Annotated in this window: 20 protein-coding genes and 2 pseudogenes; 12 read left to right on the top strand and 10 right to left on the bottom strand. The window is 62.7% G+C overall.

Annotation, left to right across the window (positions count from 1 at the left end; translation table 11 throughout):
* Positions 1-299, top strand: a pseudogene (locus MOV75_RS03505) (methyl-accepting chemotaxis protein); the annotation flags it as partial.
* A 170-nt stretch (positions 300-469) separates the two neighbouring features.
* Here the strand turns inward: MOV75_RS03505 and MOV75_RS03510 are convergent.
* The 4 genes from MOV75_RS03510 to MOV75_RS03525 all read right to left on the bottom strand — a co-directional run bounded on the left by MOV75_RS03510 (position 470) and on the right by MOV75_RS03525 (position 2,807).
* Positions 470-691 carry a hypothetical protein gene (locus MOV75_RS03510; RefSeq protein WP_246919193.1) on the bottom strand — a complete coding sequence of 74 codons (222 nt, stop codon included), beginning with the start codon at positions 689-691 and terminating at the stop codon, positions 470-472.
* Positions 692-725: 34 nt separating this feature from the next.
* Positions 726-1,490, bottom strand: a complete 765-nt coding sequence (locus tag MOV75_RS03515) for an IS5 family transposase (RefSeq protein WP_246919190.1) — start codon at positions 1,488-1,490, stop codon at positions 726-728.
* Positions 1,491-1,638: 148 nt separating this feature from the next.
* Positions 1,639-2,304 (bottom strand): CoA pyrophosphatase, encoded by a 666-nt coding sequence (locus MOV75_RS03520; RefSeq protein WP_246919187.1) that lies wholly within the window; start codon positions 2,302-2,304, stop codon positions 1,639-1,641.
* Between the two features lie 80 nt (positions 2,305-2,384).
* Positions 2,385-2,807, bottom strand: coding sequence for a DoxX family protein (locus tag MOV75_RS03525; RefSeq protein ID WP_246919185.1), 423 nt, complete (start codon positions 2,805-2,807; stop codon positions 2,385-2,387).
* A gap of 354 nt (positions 2,808-3,161) precedes the next feature.
* Here MOV75_RS03525 and MOV75_RS03530 point away from each other — a divergent pair, with 354 nt between their 5' ends.
* The 8 genes from MOV75_RS03530 (at position 3,162) to MOV75_RS03565 (ending at position 11,981) form a co-directional block, all read left to right on the top strand.
* Positions 3,162-4,052: a S9 family peptidase gene (locus MOV75_RS03530; protein ID WP_246919182.1), complete on the top strand. Its 891-nt coding sequence runs from the start codon at positions 3,162-3,164 to the stop codon at positions 4,050-4,052.
* A 98-nt stretch (positions 4,053-4,150) separates the two neighbouring features.
* Positions 4,151-5,125, top strand: a complete 975-nt coding sequence (locus MOV75_RS03535; RefSeq protein WP_246919179.1) for a glutathione S-transferase family protein — start codon at positions 4,151-4,153, stop codon at positions 5,123-5,125.
* 245 nt (positions 5,126-5,370) lie between these two features.
* Entirely contained in the window at positions 5,371-6,102 is a 732-nt protein-coding gene (locus MOV75_RS03540; protein ID WP_246919202.1) for an isochorismatase family protein, read from the top strand.
* A gap of 30 nt (positions 6,103-6,132) precedes the next feature.
* Complete coding sequence (locus MOV75_RS03545) at positions 6,133-6,990, top strand: SDR family oxidoreductase (RefSeq protein WP_246919175.1); 858 nt, start codon at positions 6,133-6,135, stop codon at positions 6,988-6,990.
* Between the two features lie 70 nt (positions 6,991-7,060).
* Positions 7,061-8,866: a monovalent cation:proton antiporter-2 (CPA2) family protein gene (locus MOV75_RS03550; protein ID WP_246919172.1), complete on the top strand. Its 1,806-nt coding sequence runs from the start codon at positions 7,061-7,063 to the stop codon at positions 8,864-8,866.
* 706 nt (positions 8,867-9,572) lie between these two features.
* On the top strand, positions 9,573-9,860 hold the full coding sequence (locus MOV75_RS03555) for a hypothetical protein (RefSeq protein WP_246919169.1): 288 nt from the start codon (positions 9,573-9,575) through the stop codon (positions 9,858-9,860).
* Between the two features lie 922 nt (positions 9,861-10,782).
* The gene (locus tag MOV75_RS03560) at positions 10,783-11,526 is read left to right on the top strand and encodes an SDR family oxidoreductase (RefSeq protein ID WP_246919166.1); all 744 of its coding nucleotides are present in this window, start codon (positions 10,783-10,785) and stop codon (positions 11,524-11,526) included.
* A gap of 38 nt (positions 11,527-11,564) precedes the next feature.
* Positions 11,565-11,981, top strand: a complete 417-nt coding sequence (locus tag MOV75_RS03565) for a cupin domain-containing protein (RefSeq protein WP_246919164.1) — start codon at positions 11,565-11,567, stop codon at positions 11,979-11,981.
* 3 nt (positions 11,982-11,984) lie between these two features.
* On the opposite strand, the gene MOV75_RS03570 is transcribed toward MOV75_RS03565, so the two are convergent.
* The 6 genes from MOV75_RS03570 to MOV75_RS03595 all read right to left on the bottom strand — a co-directional run bounded on the left by MOV75_RS03570 (position 11,985) and on the right by MOV75_RS03595 (position 18,354).
* Positions 11,985-12,995 (bottom strand): 4-hydroxythreonine-4-phosphate dehydrogenase PdxA, encoded by a 1,011-nt coding sequence (locus MOV75_RS03570; protein ID WP_246919162.1) that lies wholly within the window; start codon positions 12,993-12,995, stop codon positions 11,985-11,987.
* Positions 12,992-14,530 carry a tripartite tricarboxylate transporter permease gene (locus MOV75_RS03575; RefSeq protein WP_246919160.1) on the bottom strand — a complete coding sequence of 513 codons (1,539 nt, stop codon included), beginning with the start codon at positions 14,528-14,530 and terminating at the stop codon, positions 12,992-12,994. The genes MOV75_RS03570 and MOV75_RS03575 overlap by 4 nt, the downstream gene beginning before the upstream one ends.
* Before the next feature lie 11 nt (positions 14,531-14,541).
* A complete protein-coding gene (locus MOV75_RS03580) occupies positions 14,542-15,024 on the bottom strand; it encodes a tripartite tricarboxylate transporter TctB family protein (RefSeq protein ID WP_246919157.1) in 483 nt (160 codons plus the stop codon).
* A gap of 208 nt (positions 15,025-15,232) precedes the next feature.
* Complete coding sequence (locus MOV75_RS03585; RefSeq protein ID WP_246919155.1) at positions 15,233-16,225, bottom strand: tripartite tricarboxylate transporter substrate binding protein; 993 nt, start codon at positions 16,223-16,225, stop codon at positions 15,233-15,235.
* Between the two features lie 64 nt (positions 16,226-16,289).
* Positions 16,290-17,549 (bottom strand): CaiB/BaiF CoA-transferase family protein, encoded by a 1,260-nt coding sequence (locus MOV75_RS03590; protein ID WP_246919153.1) that lies wholly within the window; start codon positions 17,547-17,549, stop codon positions 16,290-16,292.
* A 10-nt stretch (positions 17,550-17,559) separates the two neighbouring features.
* Entirely contained in the window at positions 17,560-18,354 is a 795-nt protein-coding gene (locus tag MOV75_RS03595; RefSeq protein WP_246919151.1) for an enoyl-CoA hydratase/isomerase family protein, read from the bottom strand.
* Between the two features lie 117 nt (positions 18,355-18,471).
* Here MOV75_RS03595 and MOV75_RS03600 point away from each other — a divergent pair.
* From MOV75_RS03600 to MOV75_RS03610, 3 genes and pseudogenes are all read left to right on the top strand, one after another.
* Positions 18,472-18,597 (top strand): annotated as a pseudogene (locus MOV75_RS03600) (GntR family transcriptional regulator); the annotation flags it as partial.
* A 33-nt stretch (positions 18,598-18,630) separates the two neighbouring features.
* The gene (locus tag MOV75_RS03605; RefSeq protein WP_246919199.1) at positions 18,631-19,137 is read left to right on the top strand and encodes a GntR family transcriptional regulator; all 507 of its coding nucleotides are present in this window, start codon (positions 18,631-18,633) and stop codon (positions 19,135-19,137) included.
* Between the two features lie 225 nt (positions 19,138-19,362).
* The gene (locus MOV75_RS03610; RefSeq protein WP_246919149.1) at positions 19,363-20,346 is read left to right on the top strand and encodes an MBL fold metallo-hydrolase; all 984 of its coding nucleotides are present in this window, start codon (positions 19,363-19,365) and stop codon (positions 20,344-20,346) included.
* Positions 20,347-20,384 lie beyond the last annotated feature (38 nt).

The raw sequence follows: 20,384 nt of genomic DNA on the forward strand, positions 1-20,384 counted from the left end.
CGATCGGCGTGCTCGCCATTCATTTCGACTGGGAGCCGCAGGCCCGCGCCATCGTCCAGGGCGTGCGCATCGGCGACAGCGACCGGGCCCGCGTGCTGCTGGTCGATTCAAATTTGCGCGTCCTCGCGGCGTCCGACGGCCAGGGCATCCTCAGCGAGCGCATCTCGATCTCGCTGAACGGCCAGCGCTCCGGCTTCTATCACGACCGCAACGGCTCGCTCGTCGCCTTCCATGCGACGCCGGGCTACGAGACCTATCGGGGTCTGGGCTGGTATGGCGTGATCGTCTGCGGGGCGTGAGGCGAGAAGCGGCCGCCCCGCAAAATCGGACGGGGGTAGCCTGCCCGATCAAAAACCTGAAAAACAACCCCATGCACAGTAGCGTGAGTGTTGTTTTGCTTGATGTTTTTTGCGCCCGCCAAATCGCTTTGACTCGTCGGGCGCGGGGCTTCTGTCCCGCATCTTTGCGTTTAGGACCACGGCGGCTCTTCGCTCGCCACGGCTGCCTCGTGGTGGATCGTTACGACACCCGCCGAACGCAACCCGGTCAGCAATACAGATCTTACAGAGGCAGGATCAAATCCAATATCCTTGGCGTTTGGTGGATGTGCCTCGCTGTCCTTCAATCGGAGCGCCAAGTGCAATTGCTCGCAAAGGTGCTGAACGACGAGATTGACCTGATCGTCAGTCATGATCAGCTTCTCCTGCTACCATTTTGCTACCTAACTAGGGTGTGTACTCATTACGCGCAGCCAGCCATAACCGGATGGATGCGAGCTGCACGAAGGCAAGATAGTTGTCGGCAAGTTTATCGTAGCGTGTAGCCACTCGACGACATTGCTTGATCCGATTGAAGAACCGTTCGATCCTGTTGCGGGCGCGGTAGAGATAAGGGCTGAAGCAGATTGGATAGCTTCGATTGCTTTTGGGCGGGATGTTGGCCCACGCGCCTTTCTTCATGGCGAGGTCCCTGATCCAATCGGCATCGTAGCCTCGGTCGGCAAGCAGCATCGACCCGGATTTCAGATCCGAGAGCAATATTCCAGCAAGTCGATTGTCATGGGCCCCACCAGATGTAAGTGCCAGCCGTAGAGGAAGGCCATTACCATCGACGAGCGCATGAATCTTGCTGGTCAACCCGCCCCGTGACCGTCCCATCGACTGTGTCCAGTTTCTGGTGATGCACGCTCCATGCTGATGCACGCGGACAATGGAAGTGTCGAGCATTTGGACGGCCGCATCATGGGCGCCCGCCCGAGCGTTCATAATCTGGGCCCACACGCCCGCTCGTCGCCAACGAACGAGGCGATTGTAGCAGGTCGTGTACGGACCGAAGTTGTCCGGCAGATCGCGCCAAGGCGCTCCAGATCGCAAGACCCAGAAGATCCCATTGAGGACACGACGATCATTCACCCGCGGCACGCCGCGCGCCTTCTTCGGTAGCATCGGCCCGATTGCAGTCCACTCTTCGTCCGTGAGTTCGTAGCGCATGATCTGCCCCCTCCATCAGGAACTTGAATCACAGCAAGACGTTCGGCTCAACGTGCGAGGGGCGGTCGCTATGAAACCGAAAGCGGACCCAGTATGATGACCTCGAGTTTTGGCGTTCATGACCCAATTCGGACATTCGCTTAACACATCAGTCTCTGTAGAGTCGCTCCCAGAGATTGCGGAGTATACCCGCCGTCACGCCCCAAATTTTGCGGTCGTTGAACCAAATGGCGTAGACGCTAGTGCTCAAGCCGTTCCATTCCGCTATTTCACGCCTGTGATTGTGCGGTGCCATCAGGAGAGCGAGCGGCGCTTCGAAGGTGTCATTGACCTCACCGCGGTTGAAGTTAAGCGAGAAGCCTTCTTGCACACGCGCGAGCACTGGCAGGATGCGATAGCCGGTCGGCGTGAGTTGGACGTCAAGGTAGCCCATCGGCTCAACGAAGCGGCGGTCCAGCGATACTTCCTCTTCGGCCTCACGTAGCGCGGCTGCCGCCGGGCTGATATCAGCTGCCTCGATCTTGCCACCTGGAAACGAAATCTCTCCAGCGTGGTCCGAAAGATAAGAAGTGCGCTGCGTGAACAGCACTGTAGGCTCCGCCCGAGCGATGATCGGGACGAGCACAGCGGCCGTCCGGATTGGCCGCGTCGCCGCAATTGCTGCGATCAATTCCGGATCGGCATCATCAAGGCGCGGGATGAAGTGCGGATCGGTAAGCGCTTCCGGCCCATCGAGCGAGAGCCGCGCCTGCGCCAGCGCAAAAAACTGGGCCGTAGAGAGACGAGGGTCGCTCCGCGGCGCGCTGCCAGTCATCGCGCCTGTCCTAAGGCGGTGCGTCGCGATGGACGTAAGCAGTTTCGAGCGAATGGTCCCATCGTGATCTGATCCGCTCCTTACGCCGGCCGGTGCCTCGCGGTCGCTACGGTTCTGGCATCCAACGAGTAAGCGCCTGCACCGAGAGCAACGAAGGCGAGCGAACCGCCAACGATCGCCATATTCTTCATGAAGTGCATAAACTGGTTTGAATCGCCAAGTTGCGAGTGCCCGATAAACGCTGAGACCAAAACGTAGATCGCAAGTCCGAGCGCCACGAGGCGAGTTTGGTATCCGACCAGCATAAGCAAGCCACCGCCGATCTCTATTATGATAGCAAGCAAGGTGAAGAGTGCGGGTGCCGGAAGGCCAAGCGACGCCAAATAACCCGAAGTACCCCCGAATGCTGTCAGCTTGCCGTAGCTGAACGCCAAGAACATCGATGAAAAGAACAGACGGCCGACGAGCGCCGCAGCATCACCGTATTTCTCAAGATTGATCATGACACGCTCCGCTAGACATGGGACGCGAATGTCAATTGTCATTTAAAGCGCGGCAGTTCGGGATTGTTTTGATCCAAATCAAAGTCGCGCGAGTACGGCACTCGGTCGGCCAAGGGTGCAACAAGAGAGTATGAGTGCGCCGCACACGACGCCGCGCGGAAGTGGCTACGCCGTGCGGTCTGGACCTTGATATAGATCAAGGATAGGTACCCGCCTTTTCTCTGAAGTTGGCCCGCGCCTACATCCGATCAAGGCTGTCATCCTGCCGTGAATCGGACGCCTGATGCCAGACGTGGAGAGACCGCGAAAGTCATCGCCAGCAGTTGGGCGCATCGCTCATCGGGAGCAACCAAGATGCGTAGGATCTTCCGGGCACTCTGGGCGGGAGCGGTTGCGCTCATCCTGATTCAACTGAGCGTCCCAGCTCAAGCACAAGACCAAGTGCCGTCACAACGAATCCAGGAAGAGGTTTGGGCGCTTCTGCTTCCGTTGCCCACCTTCGGCTACGTGGTCCGCCCCGTCGGTCCCGGTCCCTTCCCATTGGTGATCATGAATCACGGTGTGGGGCCGACCCCAAAGGAGCGCAGCTTCTTCCCGCTCGCGGAATTCAGAGATGCGGCGAAGTGGTTCGCTCAGCGCGGTTACTTTGTCGTAGCGCCGGTCGGTCCGGGCTATGGCGCTTCAGCAATCGACGTGCCTGAGCGAGGTCTCTATGGGCCGTTCTTCTCCAAGATCGGCAAATGCGAGAATCCTAATTTCCGCGACGCCGGGCTTGCCATTGCCCAGATGGATCAATGGATCATCGATTACCTGGCCGGCGAAAAAATCATCGTACCGAAGGACGTCATCATCGTCGGTCAATCCGCCGGCGGATGGGGGTCGATCGCACTCTCGAGCGTCAACCCGGCAGCGGTGAAGGCCATCATCACCTTCGCCGCAGGCCGGGGCGGCCGCGTCGGCGGCAAGCCAAACAACAATTGTGCGCCCGACAAATTGGTCGAAGCGACCGCGGCGTTCGGTCATACGTCCCGCGTGCCAATGCTATGGCTTTACAATGAGAACGACACATACTTCGGACCGGATCTATCGAAGCGGATGCATCAGGCATTTGTCGGTGCCGGCGGCAAAGCCGAGTACCATCTGCTACCGGCGTTCGGAAATGACGGTCATTTCTTCATCTGCTCGCCGGATGCCATTCCGATTTGGTCGCCGTTGGTAAGCAAGTTTTTGGACGAACAACGTTAGTTACCGGCTGGTCACCCTTGCCGCATCTGAAGGTCCCGCGATCTTCCGGAACGTTCTCTGCGGCGAGGAAGCCCCAACGAAGCGAGAAAGAGGCCCAAATGGGTATGCTCGTCGACGGCGAATGGCGTGACGTCTGGTACGATACGGCGAGTACCGGCGGCCGCTTCGAGCGCAAGGCAAGCTCGTTTCGCAACTGGGTGACGGCGGACGGCGCGCCGGGTCCGACCGGCGCGGGTGGCTTCCCGGCCGAGCGAGGACGATACCACCTCTACGTCAGCCTGGCCTGTCCCTGGGCGCACCGGACCCTGATCATGCGACGGTTGAAGGGCCTCGAGAACGCCATCTCCCTTTCGGTGGTCAACTGGCGCATGCGCGAACGAGGCTGGACGTTCGCGCCGGGCCCATGCGTGACAGGCGATCCCGTCAATGGTGCCGAGACGCTCAGCCAAGTCTACGTTGCGGCGGACCCGCACTATACCGGCCGGGTCACGGTGCCAGTCCTTTGGGACAAGACCCGCCGGACCATCGTCTCCAACGAATCGGCTGAAATCATCCGCATGTTCAACAGCGCCTTCGAGGACATCGACGCGGCGCCGGGCGACTACTATCCCCAGCACATGCGCGCGGAAATCGACGCGCTCAACGAGCGCATCTACAGCGACGTCAATAACGGCGTGTACCGCGCTGGGTTCGCGACCACGCAGGCCGCCTACGAAGAAGCCGTCGTGAAGCTGTTCGAGGCCCTTGACTGGCTGGAGGGGCGGCTCTCGGAATCATGCTTCCTCACGGGCGACCAACTCACCGAAGCCGACATACGGCTGTTCACGACGCTTGTGCGGTTCGATGCCGTGTACCACGGTCATTTCAAGTGCAACTTGAGGCGTATCGCCGATTATCCGGCGCTGTGGCGCTTTGTCCGGGAGATTTACAATCTCCCCAACGTTTCGGAGACGGTCAACCTCCACCACATCAAGCACCACTACTATGAGAGCCACACCACCATCAATCCGACAGGCGTGGTACCGCTCGGACCGGTCATCGACTTCGGATCGTCAGCGCCGCACCCCGATTGATGCGAAGCATCTGCGCTCGCGCGAGGAAAGAAGCTGCTTCCGTTGATTTAGATCAAGCATTCAACTGCCGGCAGTGGTCCCGTTTTCAACAAGAGGCAGATACGTGTCGGCCTGCCTCGTAGAGCGACCTCCTGCCTGTCCACCGCATCAGACCGTCGACGGGTTCGACCTAACCACGAATGGAGTCCGTCATGTCAATCGCCTCCAAGCTGTTTTCCTGCGCGTTTGCCTCCGCGCTCGCATTAATGACGTTGTCGCCCACCTCGAACGCGCTCGCCCAGACCAACAATCCCGCGCAACGCGCCAGCGTATTGCCATCGGGCGGTGGCGCCGCGCTCTTCGACGCATCCGACGCCGTCATCCTGTTGTTGGATCACCAGTCCGGCTTGTTCCAGACCGTCAAGGACATCAGCGTCTCCGAATTGCGCTCGAACACGATCATGCTCGCGAAACTCGCGACGCTCCTGAAAATTCCCGTCATAACGACCGCTTCCGAGCCCAACGGACCGAATGGGCCGCTGATGCCCGAAATTCATCAGTTCGCGCCGGATGCAGTCTATGTGGGACGCAAAGGCGAAGTGAATGCCTGGGACAACGACGACTTCGTCAAGGCCGTGCGCGCGACCGGGAAAAAGACGCTGATCATGGCCGGCGTGTGGACCAGCGTCTGCGTGATGTTTCCGGCCTTGGACGCGAAGGCGGCCGGGTTCAAAGTCTATGCCGTGATCGATGCGTCGGGCGATCCGAGCGAAATGGCATCGCGCACCACAGTCGCCCGCTTCATCCAGGCGGGAGTCATTCCGACTTCCACCAACGCGGTGCTGTCCGAAGCGCATCGCACCTGGAATCGTCCCGAGGCCGCCGAACTCGCAAAGCTTTACGCGTTGGTGGCGCCAAACTACGCGGCGGTCATCGAGAGCTACCAGAAGGCCCAGGACGCCGCGAAGCAAGCGACGACGGGTGCCGCTACGAAGTGAGCCGGCGACCGTCTGGCAGGAGGGACCCGTATGATACTCGTCACTGGAGGCACGGGCGCCATTGGAAGCGAACTTCTGCGGTTGCTTTCCCAAGCCGGGATCCACGCACGCGCCCTTGTCCGCAACCGAAACAAAGCTCCGGAATTGCCGGGCGTCGAATGGGTCGTCGGGGATCTGGCTCGGCCAGAAACCTTGCCAGCGGCCTTCAAGGGCGCTGAGAAGCTGTTCCTTCTCACTCACTACTATGAAGACATGGTGGCGTTGCAGCATAACGCCATCGTCGCGGCGCGCACTGCAGGCGTCTCGCATGTGGTGAAGGTCTCGGCGTTCGCTGCGACCGACCACTCGAAGGCCCCGATCGGCCAATGGCATTACCAGATCGAGAAGGAGCTGCAGGAGTCGGGCATGGCCTGGACAATGCTCCAGCCTCACCACTTCATGACGAACCTCGTCGCCCAAGCCGAGTATGTCATCAGGGAGGGCGCGATCTACTCCCCCTCGGGCGACGGGAAAATTCCCTACGTCGATCCGCGCGACGTCGCTGCCGTCGCCTTTGTCACGCTCACCCAGCCGGGCCACGAAGGCAAAACATACGTGGTCACGGGAAGCGAGGCGATTTCATATCGGCAAGCCTCCGCGATTATCGGCGCGACGATCGGCAAGAAGCTGCGGTTTATCGACGAGTCTCCGGAGCAAGCCCGGGCGCGCCGCGTCCGAGAAGGCGTCCCTCCGGCCGTGATCGAGAGCATTCTTGCCATCGGGGCCTATCAACGTGCAGGCGGAAAAACGGTGACGATCACCAACACCGTCGCGGACCTCACGGGTCGGCCGCCGCGAACTGTTTCCGAGTTCATCAAAGAAAACGCCTCCGTCTTTACCGGCCGTTAGCGCATCAGCCGGGGCGGCACCTCCGATGGATTCGCACTCCTCCCAAATCGGGCTCATCGGACTTCCCCTGGTGCTGCTCGCCGCTGCCGTCGTCAGCGTACCGATCGCGCGTTTCGGTCGACTCTCGGCCATCGTCGCCTATCTGATAGCTGGCGTGGTGATCGGGCCCTATGGCCTGAAGATCTTCGACACGCCCGAGCACATCCTGCCAGTCGCCGAGCTTGGGGTGGTGATGCTGTTGTTCCTCATCGGGCTCGAACTCGAGTTCTCGCGTCTGCTCGCAATGGGACGCGACATCTTCGTGCTTGGCACCGCGCAGCTCCTGCTCACCACGGCGGTGATCTGGGCACTCTCGCTACTGACCGGACTATTCGACTGGCGCGGCGCACTGGTCGCAGGTCTGGCGCTCGCGCTCTCCGCCACCGCGATCGCGTTGAGCATTCTTGAGGAGCGGGCCCAGCTGCAGCACACCTATGGCCAGCGCGCCTTCGCGATCCTGCTGTCCCAGGACATGGCGGTCGTGCCGTTGCTGGCCCTGGTGCCCCTGCTGGCTGCCCCCGGGGCGGCCGGCTCGAAATTGAGCCTGGCCGAAACTGCCGGGAATGTGGCGCTGATCGGGGGCGCCATCGCCGCGCTGGTTCTTGCCGGCCGCTATCTCCTCAATCCGTTCTTTCGCCTCCTCGCTGGAACCGGCGCGCGCGAAGTGATGACGGCGGCCGCCCTGCTTGTCGTGCTCGGCGCCGCGTTGCTGATGCAGGTCGTCGGCATGTCGATGGCGCTTGGAGCATTCCTTGCCGGCGTCCTGCTCGCGGGGTCCAACTTTCGCCATCAGCTTGAAGCCGACATAGAGCCCTTCCGCGGCCTCCTGCTGGCGCTGTTCTTCATGGGCGTCGGCATGACGATCGACAAGGCGATCGTGTGGGAAAATATATGGTTGGTCATCACCGCGGCGCTGGTCATCACGTTGCTCAAGGCCGGCGTGGTCTGGGCACTGTTCCGCGTAACATGCTCCGAGCCCGGTGACGCGTTGCGCGCGGGCTCGGTGCTCACCGGCGCGGGCGAGTTCGCCTTTGTGTTGCTGCCGCTTGGTGTCTCGCTCGGGATTTTGAGCGTCACACAGGGCAGCCTGCTTTCCGCTATCGCGGCGATAACGCTACTGATCGCTCCGCCGTTCGCGGCGCTGACGGAGACGCTTCTGCGTCGCTTCGCCACTCGCGACCAACGTGCCACCGACGACTTCGACGGGACTAACGCCTCCGTACTGGTGATCGGATTTGGCCGCTTTGGGCAGATCGTGGCGCAATACCTGCTGGCCGAGGATGTCGACGTCACGATCATCGATCTCGATCCCGAAATGATCCGCGTCGCCGGCCGTTTTGGCTTCAAGGTCTATTACGGTGACGGCGCCCGGCTCGACGTGCTGCGCGCGGCAGGTCTTGGTCGAGCCCGGCTGATTGCGATCTGCACCAGCGGTGAAGGGGCGACAAACCGCATCGTCGAGCTAACGCGTACCGAATTTCCCGGCACCAAGATCTTCGCCCGTTCGTACGACAGGGGCCACACGCTGCAACTGTTGGCCCATGAAGTCGACTATGAGCTGCGCGAGACCTTCGAATCCGCGATGAGCTTTGGCCGCGAGACTCTCGTAGCAATCGGTATCCGCCCCGACCGTGCGGCCATCGTGGAGGATTTCCTCCGCACGCGCGATCGTGACCGGCTTGCCGTGCAGCAGGCCGAGGGCATCTACGGTGGACTCGATCTGCTGCGCACGCGACCCACACCAGCTCCACTGAGCGTGGTGCAACACGACGCGCAGGCTCTGAACATCGAGGCCGCAGAGCTTATCGGGCGCGCAGGCGAGGAGACGCCGGGGTGATGGAACTCGACGTCCACAATATAGTGCCGCCTCGGCCCTGTAGCCGCCACATGCGTTGATGACCCACAAGGAACATCGCAAGGACATGCCCCAGTTTCCTGCGCACTCGCGCGAGAAGGAAGCCCGACAGGTTGTCCAAGAGCAAATCGGCGACCAACGCGAGATACAAAAGAAGCTTCGCCGCCAGAGGTCAGGGCATCTGTTTTCGGGACCATACTCTCAGACTGAACCGCGCCGACTATCCAACCTATTCAATTTTGCTCAGACTAGAAAATAAAAGCCGCCTCCGTTGGCAGCCTCTTTCACTTACCTGCGAACAGCCTGGGCCCATCGCGACATATTGCGCTGCCGCACGAACGTGGTCGCTGTAGAGGCAAAGCGGACGTAGTCTTCCTTGGATCACGCAGCGGGTTTTATGGGTACACGGCCTAGGTAGCACACATGAAATTCGGGTGGTACGCGATTGGACCTCCCCAAGGATCAACCCCGCGCGATTGCCGATGGGCGGGCCCCCAGTGGTCGGCAGGGCGGCCCCCTTCGGGACCGGGGCGCAGGCAGAGCTAGCAGGATCGCGGTCGACTCACGATCGTTGCGACCGTTGATCCAAGGGGCGGCGAGCCAGCAGTGGTTGAACGTTCCGCGTGACGCACCAACAGTCGTGAACTACGATACAGCAGGGGCTTGCTTGATCTGTTGGAGAGCAACCATGGCCTACGCGATCATTCATCACTTCCCCGGCGGCACGAAAGATCAGTACGAGAAGTCGATTGCCGCCGTGCATCCGAGTTCGGGCGGCCTTCCGGCGGGCCAGATCTTCCACACGGCCGGGGCCTCGCCCGGTGGTTGGACCGTGATCGCGGTGCACGACACGAAGGAAAGCTGGGAACGGTTCCGCGAACAGATCCTCATGCCGCGCTTGACGCAAGGCATCGAGGGGGGATTGGCCGGGCCGCCGCAGGAAACCGCATTCGAGACGCACACGTTCAGCAGGTAGCGTCGCATCGTCGCCAGTCGGGCGGACAATCCGCACCGCGCGGCCTCTAGCCTTTGCGCGGCAGACCGAGCCGTGGCCTCATCCACTGACGGCTTGCGATTGCCTTTCGCGCGGCAGGCTCGACGGGAGCAGGGTCGGTCTTGGCCCCGAGCTGAACAACGCAGCAACCGCCGCAATGTCGGCTGCCTGCGACTGACCGGACGTCGTACGATGATTGCGATGACCGCCGCTTTTGACCCGTTGCGAACTATACGGTCGCGAGCCTTTCAAAGAGTTCCAGTTGCACTGTCCGTTTGACCCGCAAATACATGGTGATAGTGTTTGTCATTCGCCTCTGTCCGGGAGGACACAATGGGATGGTTTGACCGACTGTTCGGAAGGACGTCGGCGCCTGCTACCCGACTTTTTGCGAGATTTAGGCGGAAATCGCGGGCACCGACTGATCCTGATCTTCTGAAGATTGCCAAAGACCGAAGAGGGCATGTCTCACGGAGAGCCGTGAGAGATGAATATAATCGGCTGCTGTTGGAGAAGTACGCGCACGATAAGTCTTGATGTCTAATCCGATCCAGTCGTGCCACGACGGGCAATGCTGGCGCTCGGTTAGTGTGACAAAATTACGCGCTGACCGGGCGCGAGGACGGACACCCAGGCGGACCCGCGTTCCCGAAGTGCCCTGCGCGAGCGTCGTCATCGCGCGGTACCCGTCTCGCGCGACCGTAGGCAACGTCCCCGAACGGTCCCTCTCATGAATGTCGCCTCGAAATCTCCGGAGCATTTTTCGGCAAGTCAGGCTCGTTACAGGCAAGAGTCCGCCCCATTGCTCGGTTAGGATGCGCGTCGCGTCACGTTAATCGACCAGGAGCGCGAACGGGAATGGCCCTGACCATCCCACGCTCGCACAATGCCCAGGAGACATGTCATGAAGATCGTCGTGATTGGCGGCAGCGGATTGATCGGATCCAAGCTCGTGGCGAAGCTCAAGCAGCAGGGCCACGACACTGTGGCAGCTTCGCCGAAATCCGGCGTGAACGCCGTGACCGGCGAAGGCCTCGCTGCGGCACTGGCGGGCGCGGATGTCGTCGTCGATGTCGCCAACGCGCCGTCCTGGGAGCCCGCCGCCGTGCTCGAATTCTTCGAGCGTTCGAGCAGGAATCTCGTCGCGACAGAGGCTGCGGCGGCCGTGAAGCATCACGTGGCCCTGTCGATTGTCGGGACCGAACGGTCGCCCGACAACGCCTATTTCCGTGCCAAGCTCGCGCAGGAGACAATCATCAAGTCTTCCTCGGTCCCCTACTCGATCGTGCGCGCCACCCAGTTCTTCGAATTCCTCGGCGCCATTGCCGAAACGGGTGCGACAGACGGCAGGATCGTGGTTCCCTCGGCCTTGTTTCAACCGATCGCTGCCGACGACGTCGCCGTGCGCCTCGCCGAGGTCGCAACGGGCAGGCCGCTCAATGGCACGATCGACATCGCCGGTCCCGAGAAGGCTCCCTTCAATGAATTCATCGCACGCCGCCTGAAGGCATCCGGCGACGCCCGTCCGGTGGTCGGAGACCCAAAGGCACCGTATTACGGCGGCCCCATCGACGACACATCGCTGAATCCGCTCGGCGAGGCCCGGCTCGGGGCAACGCCGCTCGCAACATGGCTCGCGAGCCTCTGAGACCTGCAATCACGGACCACCGCAGTGAAGGAGCCCCCATGCGCAGATTGCTGATCGCCACAGCGGTTTATGCCGCCTCATTGCTGACGGCGCATGCAGCCGAGCCGGCAGCGTCATTGGCGAAAGTCACGGTCGTGTTCGACCAGGCGCTGCCCAACGTGCCCGGCAAGAGCATGAAGGGCGTGCTCGTCGAGTACGGGCCCGGAGGCTCCTCACCCGCCCACATCCACGCCCCCTCTGCCTTCATCTATGCGACGGTCCTGGAAGGCGCGATCCGCAGCCAGGTCAATGACGGCCCCACCAAGGTCTTTCACAAGGGCGAGAACTTCTCCGAGCGGCCGGGTGATCGCCATGGAGTGAGCGCCAATGCCAGCGACACCGAGCCGGCGAAGCTGCTGGCCGTCTTCGTGGTGGACACGACCGACAAGGAGCTGACGACGCCGATCGCGAAGTAGCGTTCACCCAGGGCGCTTTCCGGTCGCCGCCATCTCTGCCGCCAGCAGCAGTGCGGCGCGGCTGGCGCCGATCGATGCGACGCCCTGTCCTGCGATGTCGTAGGCGGTGCCGTGCGCGGGCGTGCAGATCGGGAATGGAAAGCCGCCGAGCAAGGTCACGCCGCGATCGAAGCCCATCAGCTTCATCGCGATCTGGCCCTGGTCGTGATACATCGTCAGCACCGCATCGAAGGCGCCGCCCTTGGCGCGCAGAAACACAGTATCGGCGGGAAACGGCCCCTCCGCGGCGATGCCTTGGCGCTGTGCGGCCGCGACCACGGGCGCGATGATATCGATCTCCTCGCGGCCGAAATTGCCGCCGTCGCCGGCATGCGGATTGAGACCAGCAACCGCAATGCGTGGCCGCGCGAAGCCGGCCTTGCGCATGCAGGAATCGGTCAGCTCGAGCGCGCGATGGATGCGTTCGCTGGACAGCCGCCCGGCGACGTCCTTGAGCGGCATATGGGAAGTCACCCGTGCATTCCAAAGCCGGTCCAGCACGTTGAACTCGCTCGCCGCGGTCTCGAGACCGACCACCTCCGCTGAGAACGCAATCTCGTCATCATATTCAGCGCGGGCAAGCCGCATCGCCTGCTTGTTGAAGGGCGTGAAGCAGACGGCATCGGCACGTCCGTCGCGGCCCAGTTCGAGTGCGTGCTTGTAATTCGTCAGGGCGAACTTTCCGCCGGCAAGGGTCGCAGACTTCGGTTCGACCTCTTTGGGATCGAGATGGCCGAGATCGATAAACAGCGCCTCGCCCTCTGCCGCGCGCAGGTCGACCCCCTGCTCCACTGTCGTCAGCTCCGGCTTGACGCCGGCAATGCGCGCGCCTGCATCGAAGATGCGACGGTCACCGATGACGACGAGCCGACTTTGGGCACGGATGTCGTCCTGCACCGTGAGCTTCGCCGTCAGCTCCGGGCTGATGCCGGCGGGATCTCCCATTGCCAATGCAATCAGCGGCTTTGCGGTCATATGATCACCTTCTCCTGGGCGGTCGTTTCGGTTGCGGGGGATGCGGGCTTGCGCCGGATCCGCGCGAGCTGCAGCACGAGCGGAAGCAGCAGAAGCGCAATGCCGGCGACGATCAGGCACGTCACCAGCTTGTTTGCAAAGAAGATCCCGAGTGATCCCTTGGACATCAGCATCGACTGCCGGAACGCATCCTCGGCCTTGTCGCCGATCACGATCGCGAGCACGAGCGGCGCCAGTGGATAGAACAGCTTCTTGAAGAGATAGCCGACGATCCCGAAGCCCAGCATCATCACGACGTCAAGATAGGAGTTCGACACCGAATAGGCGCCGACGACGCAGATGATCACGATCAGCGGCGCGATCACCACGAAAGGTATCCGCATCAAGGCGGCGAAGACCGGAACGGTCAGCAGCACCAGCGCGACGGCAACGATATTGCCGACATACATCGAGGCGATCAGGCCCCAGACGAAGTCCTTCTGGTCGACGAACAGCATGGGCCCGGGATTGAGGCCCCAGATCATCAGCCCGCCCATCATGACGGCCGCGGTCGCCGAGCCGGGAATACCGAGCGAGAGCATCGGCAGCAGCGCGCTGGTGCCAGCGGCATGATCGGCGGTCTCCGGCGAGATGATGCCTTCGACCTCCCCTGTGCCGAAATACCGACCGCGACGCGAGAAGCGGCGGGCGATGCCGTAACTCATGAAGGAGGCCGCGGTCGGGCCACCCGGCGTGATCCCCATCCAGCATCCGATCGCAGCGCTCCGCAGCAGCGCAATGCCATGCCGCGGCAGGCGGCCGACCGCGCGGAACACCTCGGACCAGTCGATCTTCGAGGAAACCGCGCGAGCATGAAACTCCTCTTCGACGGCAACCAGCAGCTCGCCGATACCGAACAGGCCCATCACCGCGACGACGAAGTTCACCCCCTTGACCAGTTCGTCGACCCCCATCGTGAGCCGGACGCTGCCGGACACCGTGTCGATGCCGATCGCTGCGATCGCAAAGCCGATCGCCAGCGCCACGATCGTCTTGATCGGGGCCGCGCCGCCCATGCCGACGAAGCTCGCAAAGGCCAGGAAATAGACCGCGAAATATTCAGCCGGCCCGAAGGCGAGCGCGACCTGCGCCACCCACGATGCGAGGAAGGTGATCAGGATGACGCCGATCAGCGCACCGAACGCGGCCGAGCCGAAGGCAGTGGCGAGCGCCGTGGTCGGCCGGCCGTCGCGCGCCATCGGATAGCCGTCGAAGGTGGTGGCGACCGAGGACGGCTCGCCCGGGATGTTGAACAGGATCGAGGTGACCGAGCCGCCGAACAGTGCGCCCCAATACATGCTGGAGAGCAGGATGATGGCAGACACCGGCTGCATGCCAAAGGTCAGCGGCAGCAGCAGCGAGACGCCGTTCGGCGCGCCAAGCCCCGGCAGCACGCCGACCAGAATGCCGAGCAGCACGCCAACCACCATGAGGACGAGGTGCGGCATGGTGACCGCGATGGTGAAGCCGTGCCAGAGCTCCGAGAGATTCTCCATCGGCCTCTCCGTCAGAACCCGAGCGCCGCAGCAAGCGCGCCGTGCGGCAGGCTCACCTGGAACATGCGCTCGAACACGACATAGAGCGCGAGCGCGGTCGCTGCCGCCATGGCCAGCGCGCGCGGCACGGATTGGTGCCGGGGAATCGCCTGCACCGCGAAGACATAGAGCGCCGAAGCGACGTACATGCCGGTCAGCGGGATAGCGGCGACGAAGATCGCAGCCGGCACGAACAGGCCGGCAAGCCGGCGCAACTCGATGGACGTGATGGCGATGGGGACGTTTGCCAGAGCCGCCACCGGCAGCGCGCCCCGCACCAGGTTGTAGAGACTTCCGAGCACGATGACGATGCCGGTCAGGAACGGAAACGTACCGGCCTCGACCCCCGCACTCGACCAGCCGATGCCGTTGTCGAGGCTGGAAACGACGACGGCGACACCAAAACCGCCCGTGAGGATGGCGGTCGCAAGTTCAAGCGCGCGGCGGGAGATCATTCGGGGCTCCCGATGACGAGAGACAACAGGACGTCATTCACCAGCCTCGTCCTGAGGAGCGCGCCCTTGCGCACGTCTCGAAGGACGGCCACAGGCCGGATGGCGCCCGCGGCCATCCTTCGAGACGCCCGCTTTCGCGGGCTCCTCAGGATGAGGTTCTCGGATGCGATTGGCTTCATGGAAGCGATTGGCCCACGAACAATTCAGCTCACTTCACCAGCCAGCCCTGCTCGCCCGCGACCTGCTTGACGTGCTCGAGGTCCTGCTTGATGAACTTGTCGAACTCGGCGCCGGTCAGGAACGTGTCGACCTGGGAGGTCTTCTCGATGTAGTCCTTCCATTCCGGTGTCGCCTGCACCTTCTTCATGAGGTCGACATAGAACGCGGCCTGGTCCGGCGTGACCTTGCCGGGCAGCCACACCGTACGCGGCTGCTCATATTGCTTGATGTCGAGCCCCTGCTCGACGCAGGTGGGGACGTCGCTCCAGCCTTCGCTTGCGGTGACCTTGGGCCCCTGCGGCAACCGTTTCGGACTGAAGACACAGAGCGGGCGCTGCGTGCCGCCGCGCCATTGCCCGAGGCTTTCGCTGGGGTTGTTGACGTGGGAATCGAGATGTCCGCCGGCGAGCTGCACGGCGGTCTCCGCGCCGCTCTTGAACGGGATATAGGTCAGCTTGACCTTGCCGGCTTTCTCGATCATCCGCGTCAGCACCTCGTCGGTGTCCTTTGACTGGGCGCCGCCCATCTTGAACTCGCCCGATGCGGCCGCCTTGAGATAATCGCCCGCCGACTTGAAGGGAGCGTCTTGCTTGACCCAGAGCAGGAACTCGTCCTGCGCCATCGCGGCGATCGGGGTGAGATCGGTGTAGTTGAAGGCGACCTTGGAGACGAGCGGCTGCTGCCAGGCGTTCGACGTCCCAAAGATCACCTTGTAGGGATCCCCGGCCGAGGCCTTGCCGTAGACGTAGCCTTCCGCACCACTGCCGCCACCCTTGTTGACAACGACGATCGGCTGCTCCGTCAGCTTGTGCTTGGTGATGATGTTCTGCACCGCGCGGGCGAGATTGTCGGTCCCGCCGCCCGGCCCGGCGGTTGCCACGAACTCGATCGGCTTTTGCGGTTGCCAGGCACTAAGCGCCGGCATCGTGCCGGCGAGCACGGTCGCGGCTGCGGAGAGCAGGAATAATGACGTCCGACCCATGATTTCCTCCAGCTGATTTTGTCTTTTATGTTCTTGTCTTTGTTCTTGTCGTCTCGAAATACGCTCAGGCGACGCGTTCCTCGCGTCTTCCTGAGGCCAGCACGATTGCACCTTCTTTTTCGAGCGCTTCGATCTGGCTCTGGTCGAACCCGTGCTCGGCCAAAACCTCACCTGTGTGCTCACCATAGACGGGCGCCCCTGATCGCACTTTGCCTGGCGTCTCCGAAAACTTGACGGGAAGGCCGATCGTCTTGACCGGACCGAGGGTGGAATGCTCGACCTCGACGACCATCTCGCGCGCCAGCGTCTGCGGATCACTCAGTGCCTCCAGCATGTCATGCACGGGTCCGCACGGTACGCCCTTCTCGTCCAGCGCCGCGAGCCAGTGCGCCCGCGATTTGGTGCGGAAGCGCTCGCCGAGGACCGCTTCGAGCTCCTTCAGGTGCGCCATGCGGTCGGCCCCGGTGACGAAGCGCGGATCGGCGGCGAGCTCGCTGGCGCCGAGCGCCTCCAGCATCAACAGCCAGTGCTTCTTGTTGGCGCCGCCGACCACGAGCCAGCCGTCCGAGGCCTCAAAGGCCTGATACGGCGCGTTGAGCGGATGGGCCGAGCCCATCGCGCGCGGCGCGGTGCCCGCGGCGAGCGCGATGGTCGATTGCCAATAGGTCTGCACCAGGGCAGCCTCGTAAAGCGAGGTCTCGACCCACTGCCCTTCGCCGGTCTTGAGACGATGCGTATAGGCGGCGAGGATGCCCATGCTCGCGAGCAGACCGGCGGTGATGTCGGACAGCGGCGGGCCGCATTTGACGGGCGGACCGTCGGGACGTTCGCCGGTAAAGCTCATGATGCCGCTCATCGCCTGCGCGACGAGGTCAAAACCGCGACGATGCTTGTAGGGACCGGTGCGGCCAAAGCCCGACAGCGAGCAGTAGATCAGCGCCGGGAATTCGGCGTGCAGATCCTCATAGCCGAAGCCGAGGCGCTCCATCGCGCCGGGCGCGAAGTTCTCGACCAGCACGTCGGCGTTTGCAATCAGCCGCCGCAGCACCTGCTTGCCGCCGTCGGTCTTCAGATCCAGCACGACGCCGCGCTTGTTGCGGTTCATCATCAGGAAGGAGGCCGCCTCGTCGCCGATCTTCGGGGGGACCGAATGGCGGGTGTCGTCGCCGTTCGGCGACTTCTCGATCTTGATGACGTCGGCGCCCATGTCGGCGAGCATCAGGGTGCAGGTCGGCCCGGCCATGACATGGGTGAGATCGATGACCTTGAGGCCAGCCAGCGGTCCCGAACGGCGAGAGTTGGATTGCGATCGATCGCTTTGCATCGGGGCGTCCCTATTGGCCGCGCCATTGCGGCGCACGCTTGTTGAGGAATGCATCGAGCCCTTCGCGAAAATCATGGCTCGTGTAGCACATCAGGATGAGGTCCTCGCCCTCGTCCCGCGTCAGCCGCCGTTGCAGGCGGCCCACTGCCTGCTTGGTCGCATTCAGCGTCAGCGGCGCATGGCTGGCAACGAGACGGGCCACCTCGTCGGCGCGCCGATCGAGGGCCTGGGGATCGTCGACGACCTCGCCGAGCAGCCCCACGCTTGCAGCCTCGGCGGCGTCGACGAGGCGCGCGGTGAAGATGAGATCCTTGACGCGCGCGGCGCCGATGAGCGCGGTGAGACGGCTGACATTGGACATCGACAGGCAGTTGCCGAGCGTGCGGGCGATGGGAAACCCGATTTTCGCGCTTGTCGTGCCGATGCGCAGATCGCAGGAAGCGGCAATGCCCGCCCCGCCTCCGGTGCAGAACCCGTTGATCGCCGCGATGGTCGGCACCCGGCATTGTTCGAGCGTGGTCAGCACACGATCGATCCGGTTCTCGTAATCGATCGCGTCCTGCGGCGTCCTGAATTCGCGGAACTGGTTGATATCGGTGCCCGAGGCGAACGCCTTGTCGCCGGCCCCGCGCAGCACCAGCACCTTGATAGCGTGGTCGCGGTTGGCTTCCTCGCAGATCGCCGCGAGCCGCTCGTACATGGCGAAGGTGAAGGCGTTACGGGCCTGCGGGCGGTTGAAGGTGATCCGCCCGATGCCCTCCTTGCATTCAAAAAGGAGGTCTTCTGCCTCGACTTGCAGGTCCATTTCCTCGGCGCCCTCCTGTTTTTTACATTTTTGAATGCAAAATATGAGATTTTCAAGCTGGAACTTGAAAATATCCGCTTGTAAGTTCATTTTTGAATGCAAATTGAGCTCAGACCCATGCTTCATGAAGACGTCGTCGGACGCATCCGCGCCATCCTGCTCGACGGCGAAATCCCGCCGGGCGCCCGAATTCCCGAGCGTGAGCTGTGCGAGCGGCTCGAGATTTCGCGCACGCCGCTGCGCGAAGCGCTCAAGGTGCTGGCTGCGGAAGGTCTCGTGCAGCTGCTGCCGCATCGCGGCTCACGCGCGGCAAAACTGACTGACAAGGACATGCGCGACCTGTTCGAGGTCTGCCAGGGCCTGGAGGCCCTCGCCGGCGAGCTCGCCTGCGAGCGCATCACGGACACCGAGATCGACGCAATCGCCGCCGCGCATGCGGACATGGTTCAGCATTATCGCGCGGGCGACCTGATCCAGTATTATCGCGGCAACCGCGCCATTCACGAAGCCATCGTCAACGCAGCCGGAAACCCCGTGCTCGCGGGGGTGTACACCTCCGTGACCGCGCGCATCCGGCGGGCGCGCTACGTCACGCCGATGACGCCGCAGCGCTGGGCGCTCGCCGTGAAGGAGCATGAGGCAATCCTGAACGCGCTTCAGAGGCGCGACGGCGCCGGCCTCTCGCACATCCTGCGTGCGCATCTGCGCCACAAGCGCGAAGAGGTGCTGCAGGCGGGCTTTGCCGAGACGGAAGGAAACGACCTCACGCTGGGAATTGCGTAAGGCTCAATTCGTGTCGCCCTGGTTTGGCGGAGGGCGCCTCCACGCGTGGCTTTCCCGCACCGCAGCTCGTTCTCGCTCCGCGTGAATCTGCGTACTAATTCCACTTGCTAGCTTGTCGCGGCCGGCGCAGCATACTTTTCTGCCGACCTGCGGCCGTGTGGCCGATCGGGCCGGTCCCAACGCGCGAACAATTGCGCGAAACAAATGACAAAAGCGGAGAAACGCATGACAATCGATGTCTCTCGTCGGTCCCTGCTCGCACTTGGGGCGGGCCTTGGTGCTAGCCTTGGCGCCAGTGCCATGCTCGGCAGCAGCGCGTTGGCGCGGGCTCCCAAGCTCGGCACCCAGACGCCCTACTGGCACCGCTTCGTTCTCGGCGATGCCGAGGTGACCGTCATATCCGACGGACCGTTGCCGCTCGGCGACCCCTCCGGGACCTTCACCGGCGTTCCCAAGGAAGAGGTCAAGAAGATGCTGGCCGACAATTTCCTGTCGCCGGACAATGTCGTGCTCGAGCAGAATTCGCCGATCGTCAATACCGGCGACAAGCTCATCCTGTTCGATACCGGCATGGGCTCATCGAAGATGTTTGGCGCCACCACCGGGCGACAACAGAAGAGCATGGCCGAGGCCGGCATCAAGCCGGGGGACATCGACGCCGTGGTCTGCTCGCATGCCCATATCGACCATATCGGGGGCATCGTGGATGAAGGCGGCAAGCCGCTGTTTCCGAACGCGCAGATCTACATCTCCCAGACCGATTTCGACTTCTGGACCGACGAAGGCAAGCTCGGCAGCACGGTCAAGGACTTTGTCGTCCACGCTCGCAAGAACCTGCTCCCGGTCCGCGACCGCATCGTGTTCTTCAAGGACGGCCAGGAATTTCTTCCAGGCGTGCAGGCGTTGGCGGCGCCCGGCCACACCGTCGGCCACACCATCTTCACGGTTTCGTCGGCGGGCAAATCCTTCGCCTTCCTCGGCGACCTCTCGCACCATTCGGTGCTGTTGCTGGAGCGGCCGCGGATGGAGTTCTCCTACGACACGGATCCGAAGCAGGCGGCCGAGTCGCGCGTCAAGCTCCTGACGATGCTCGCGGCAAACAAGATCCCGGTGATGTCCTATCACTTCGCCTGGCCGGGCTACGGCCACGTCGCCAAGGCGGGCGACGGCTTCCGCTACTATCCCGAACCGATGCAGATGACATTGTAGTTCGCAAGGTGGCCGACCAAGGCAGGTCGGCCCAATCG

This window comes from Bradyrhizobium sp. PRIMUS42 (genome assembly GCF_023006515.1).
In the GTDB taxonomy this organism is placed as follows: domain Bacteria; phylum Pseudomonadota; class Alphaproteobacteria; order Rhizobiales; family Xanthobacteraceae; genus Bradyrhizobium.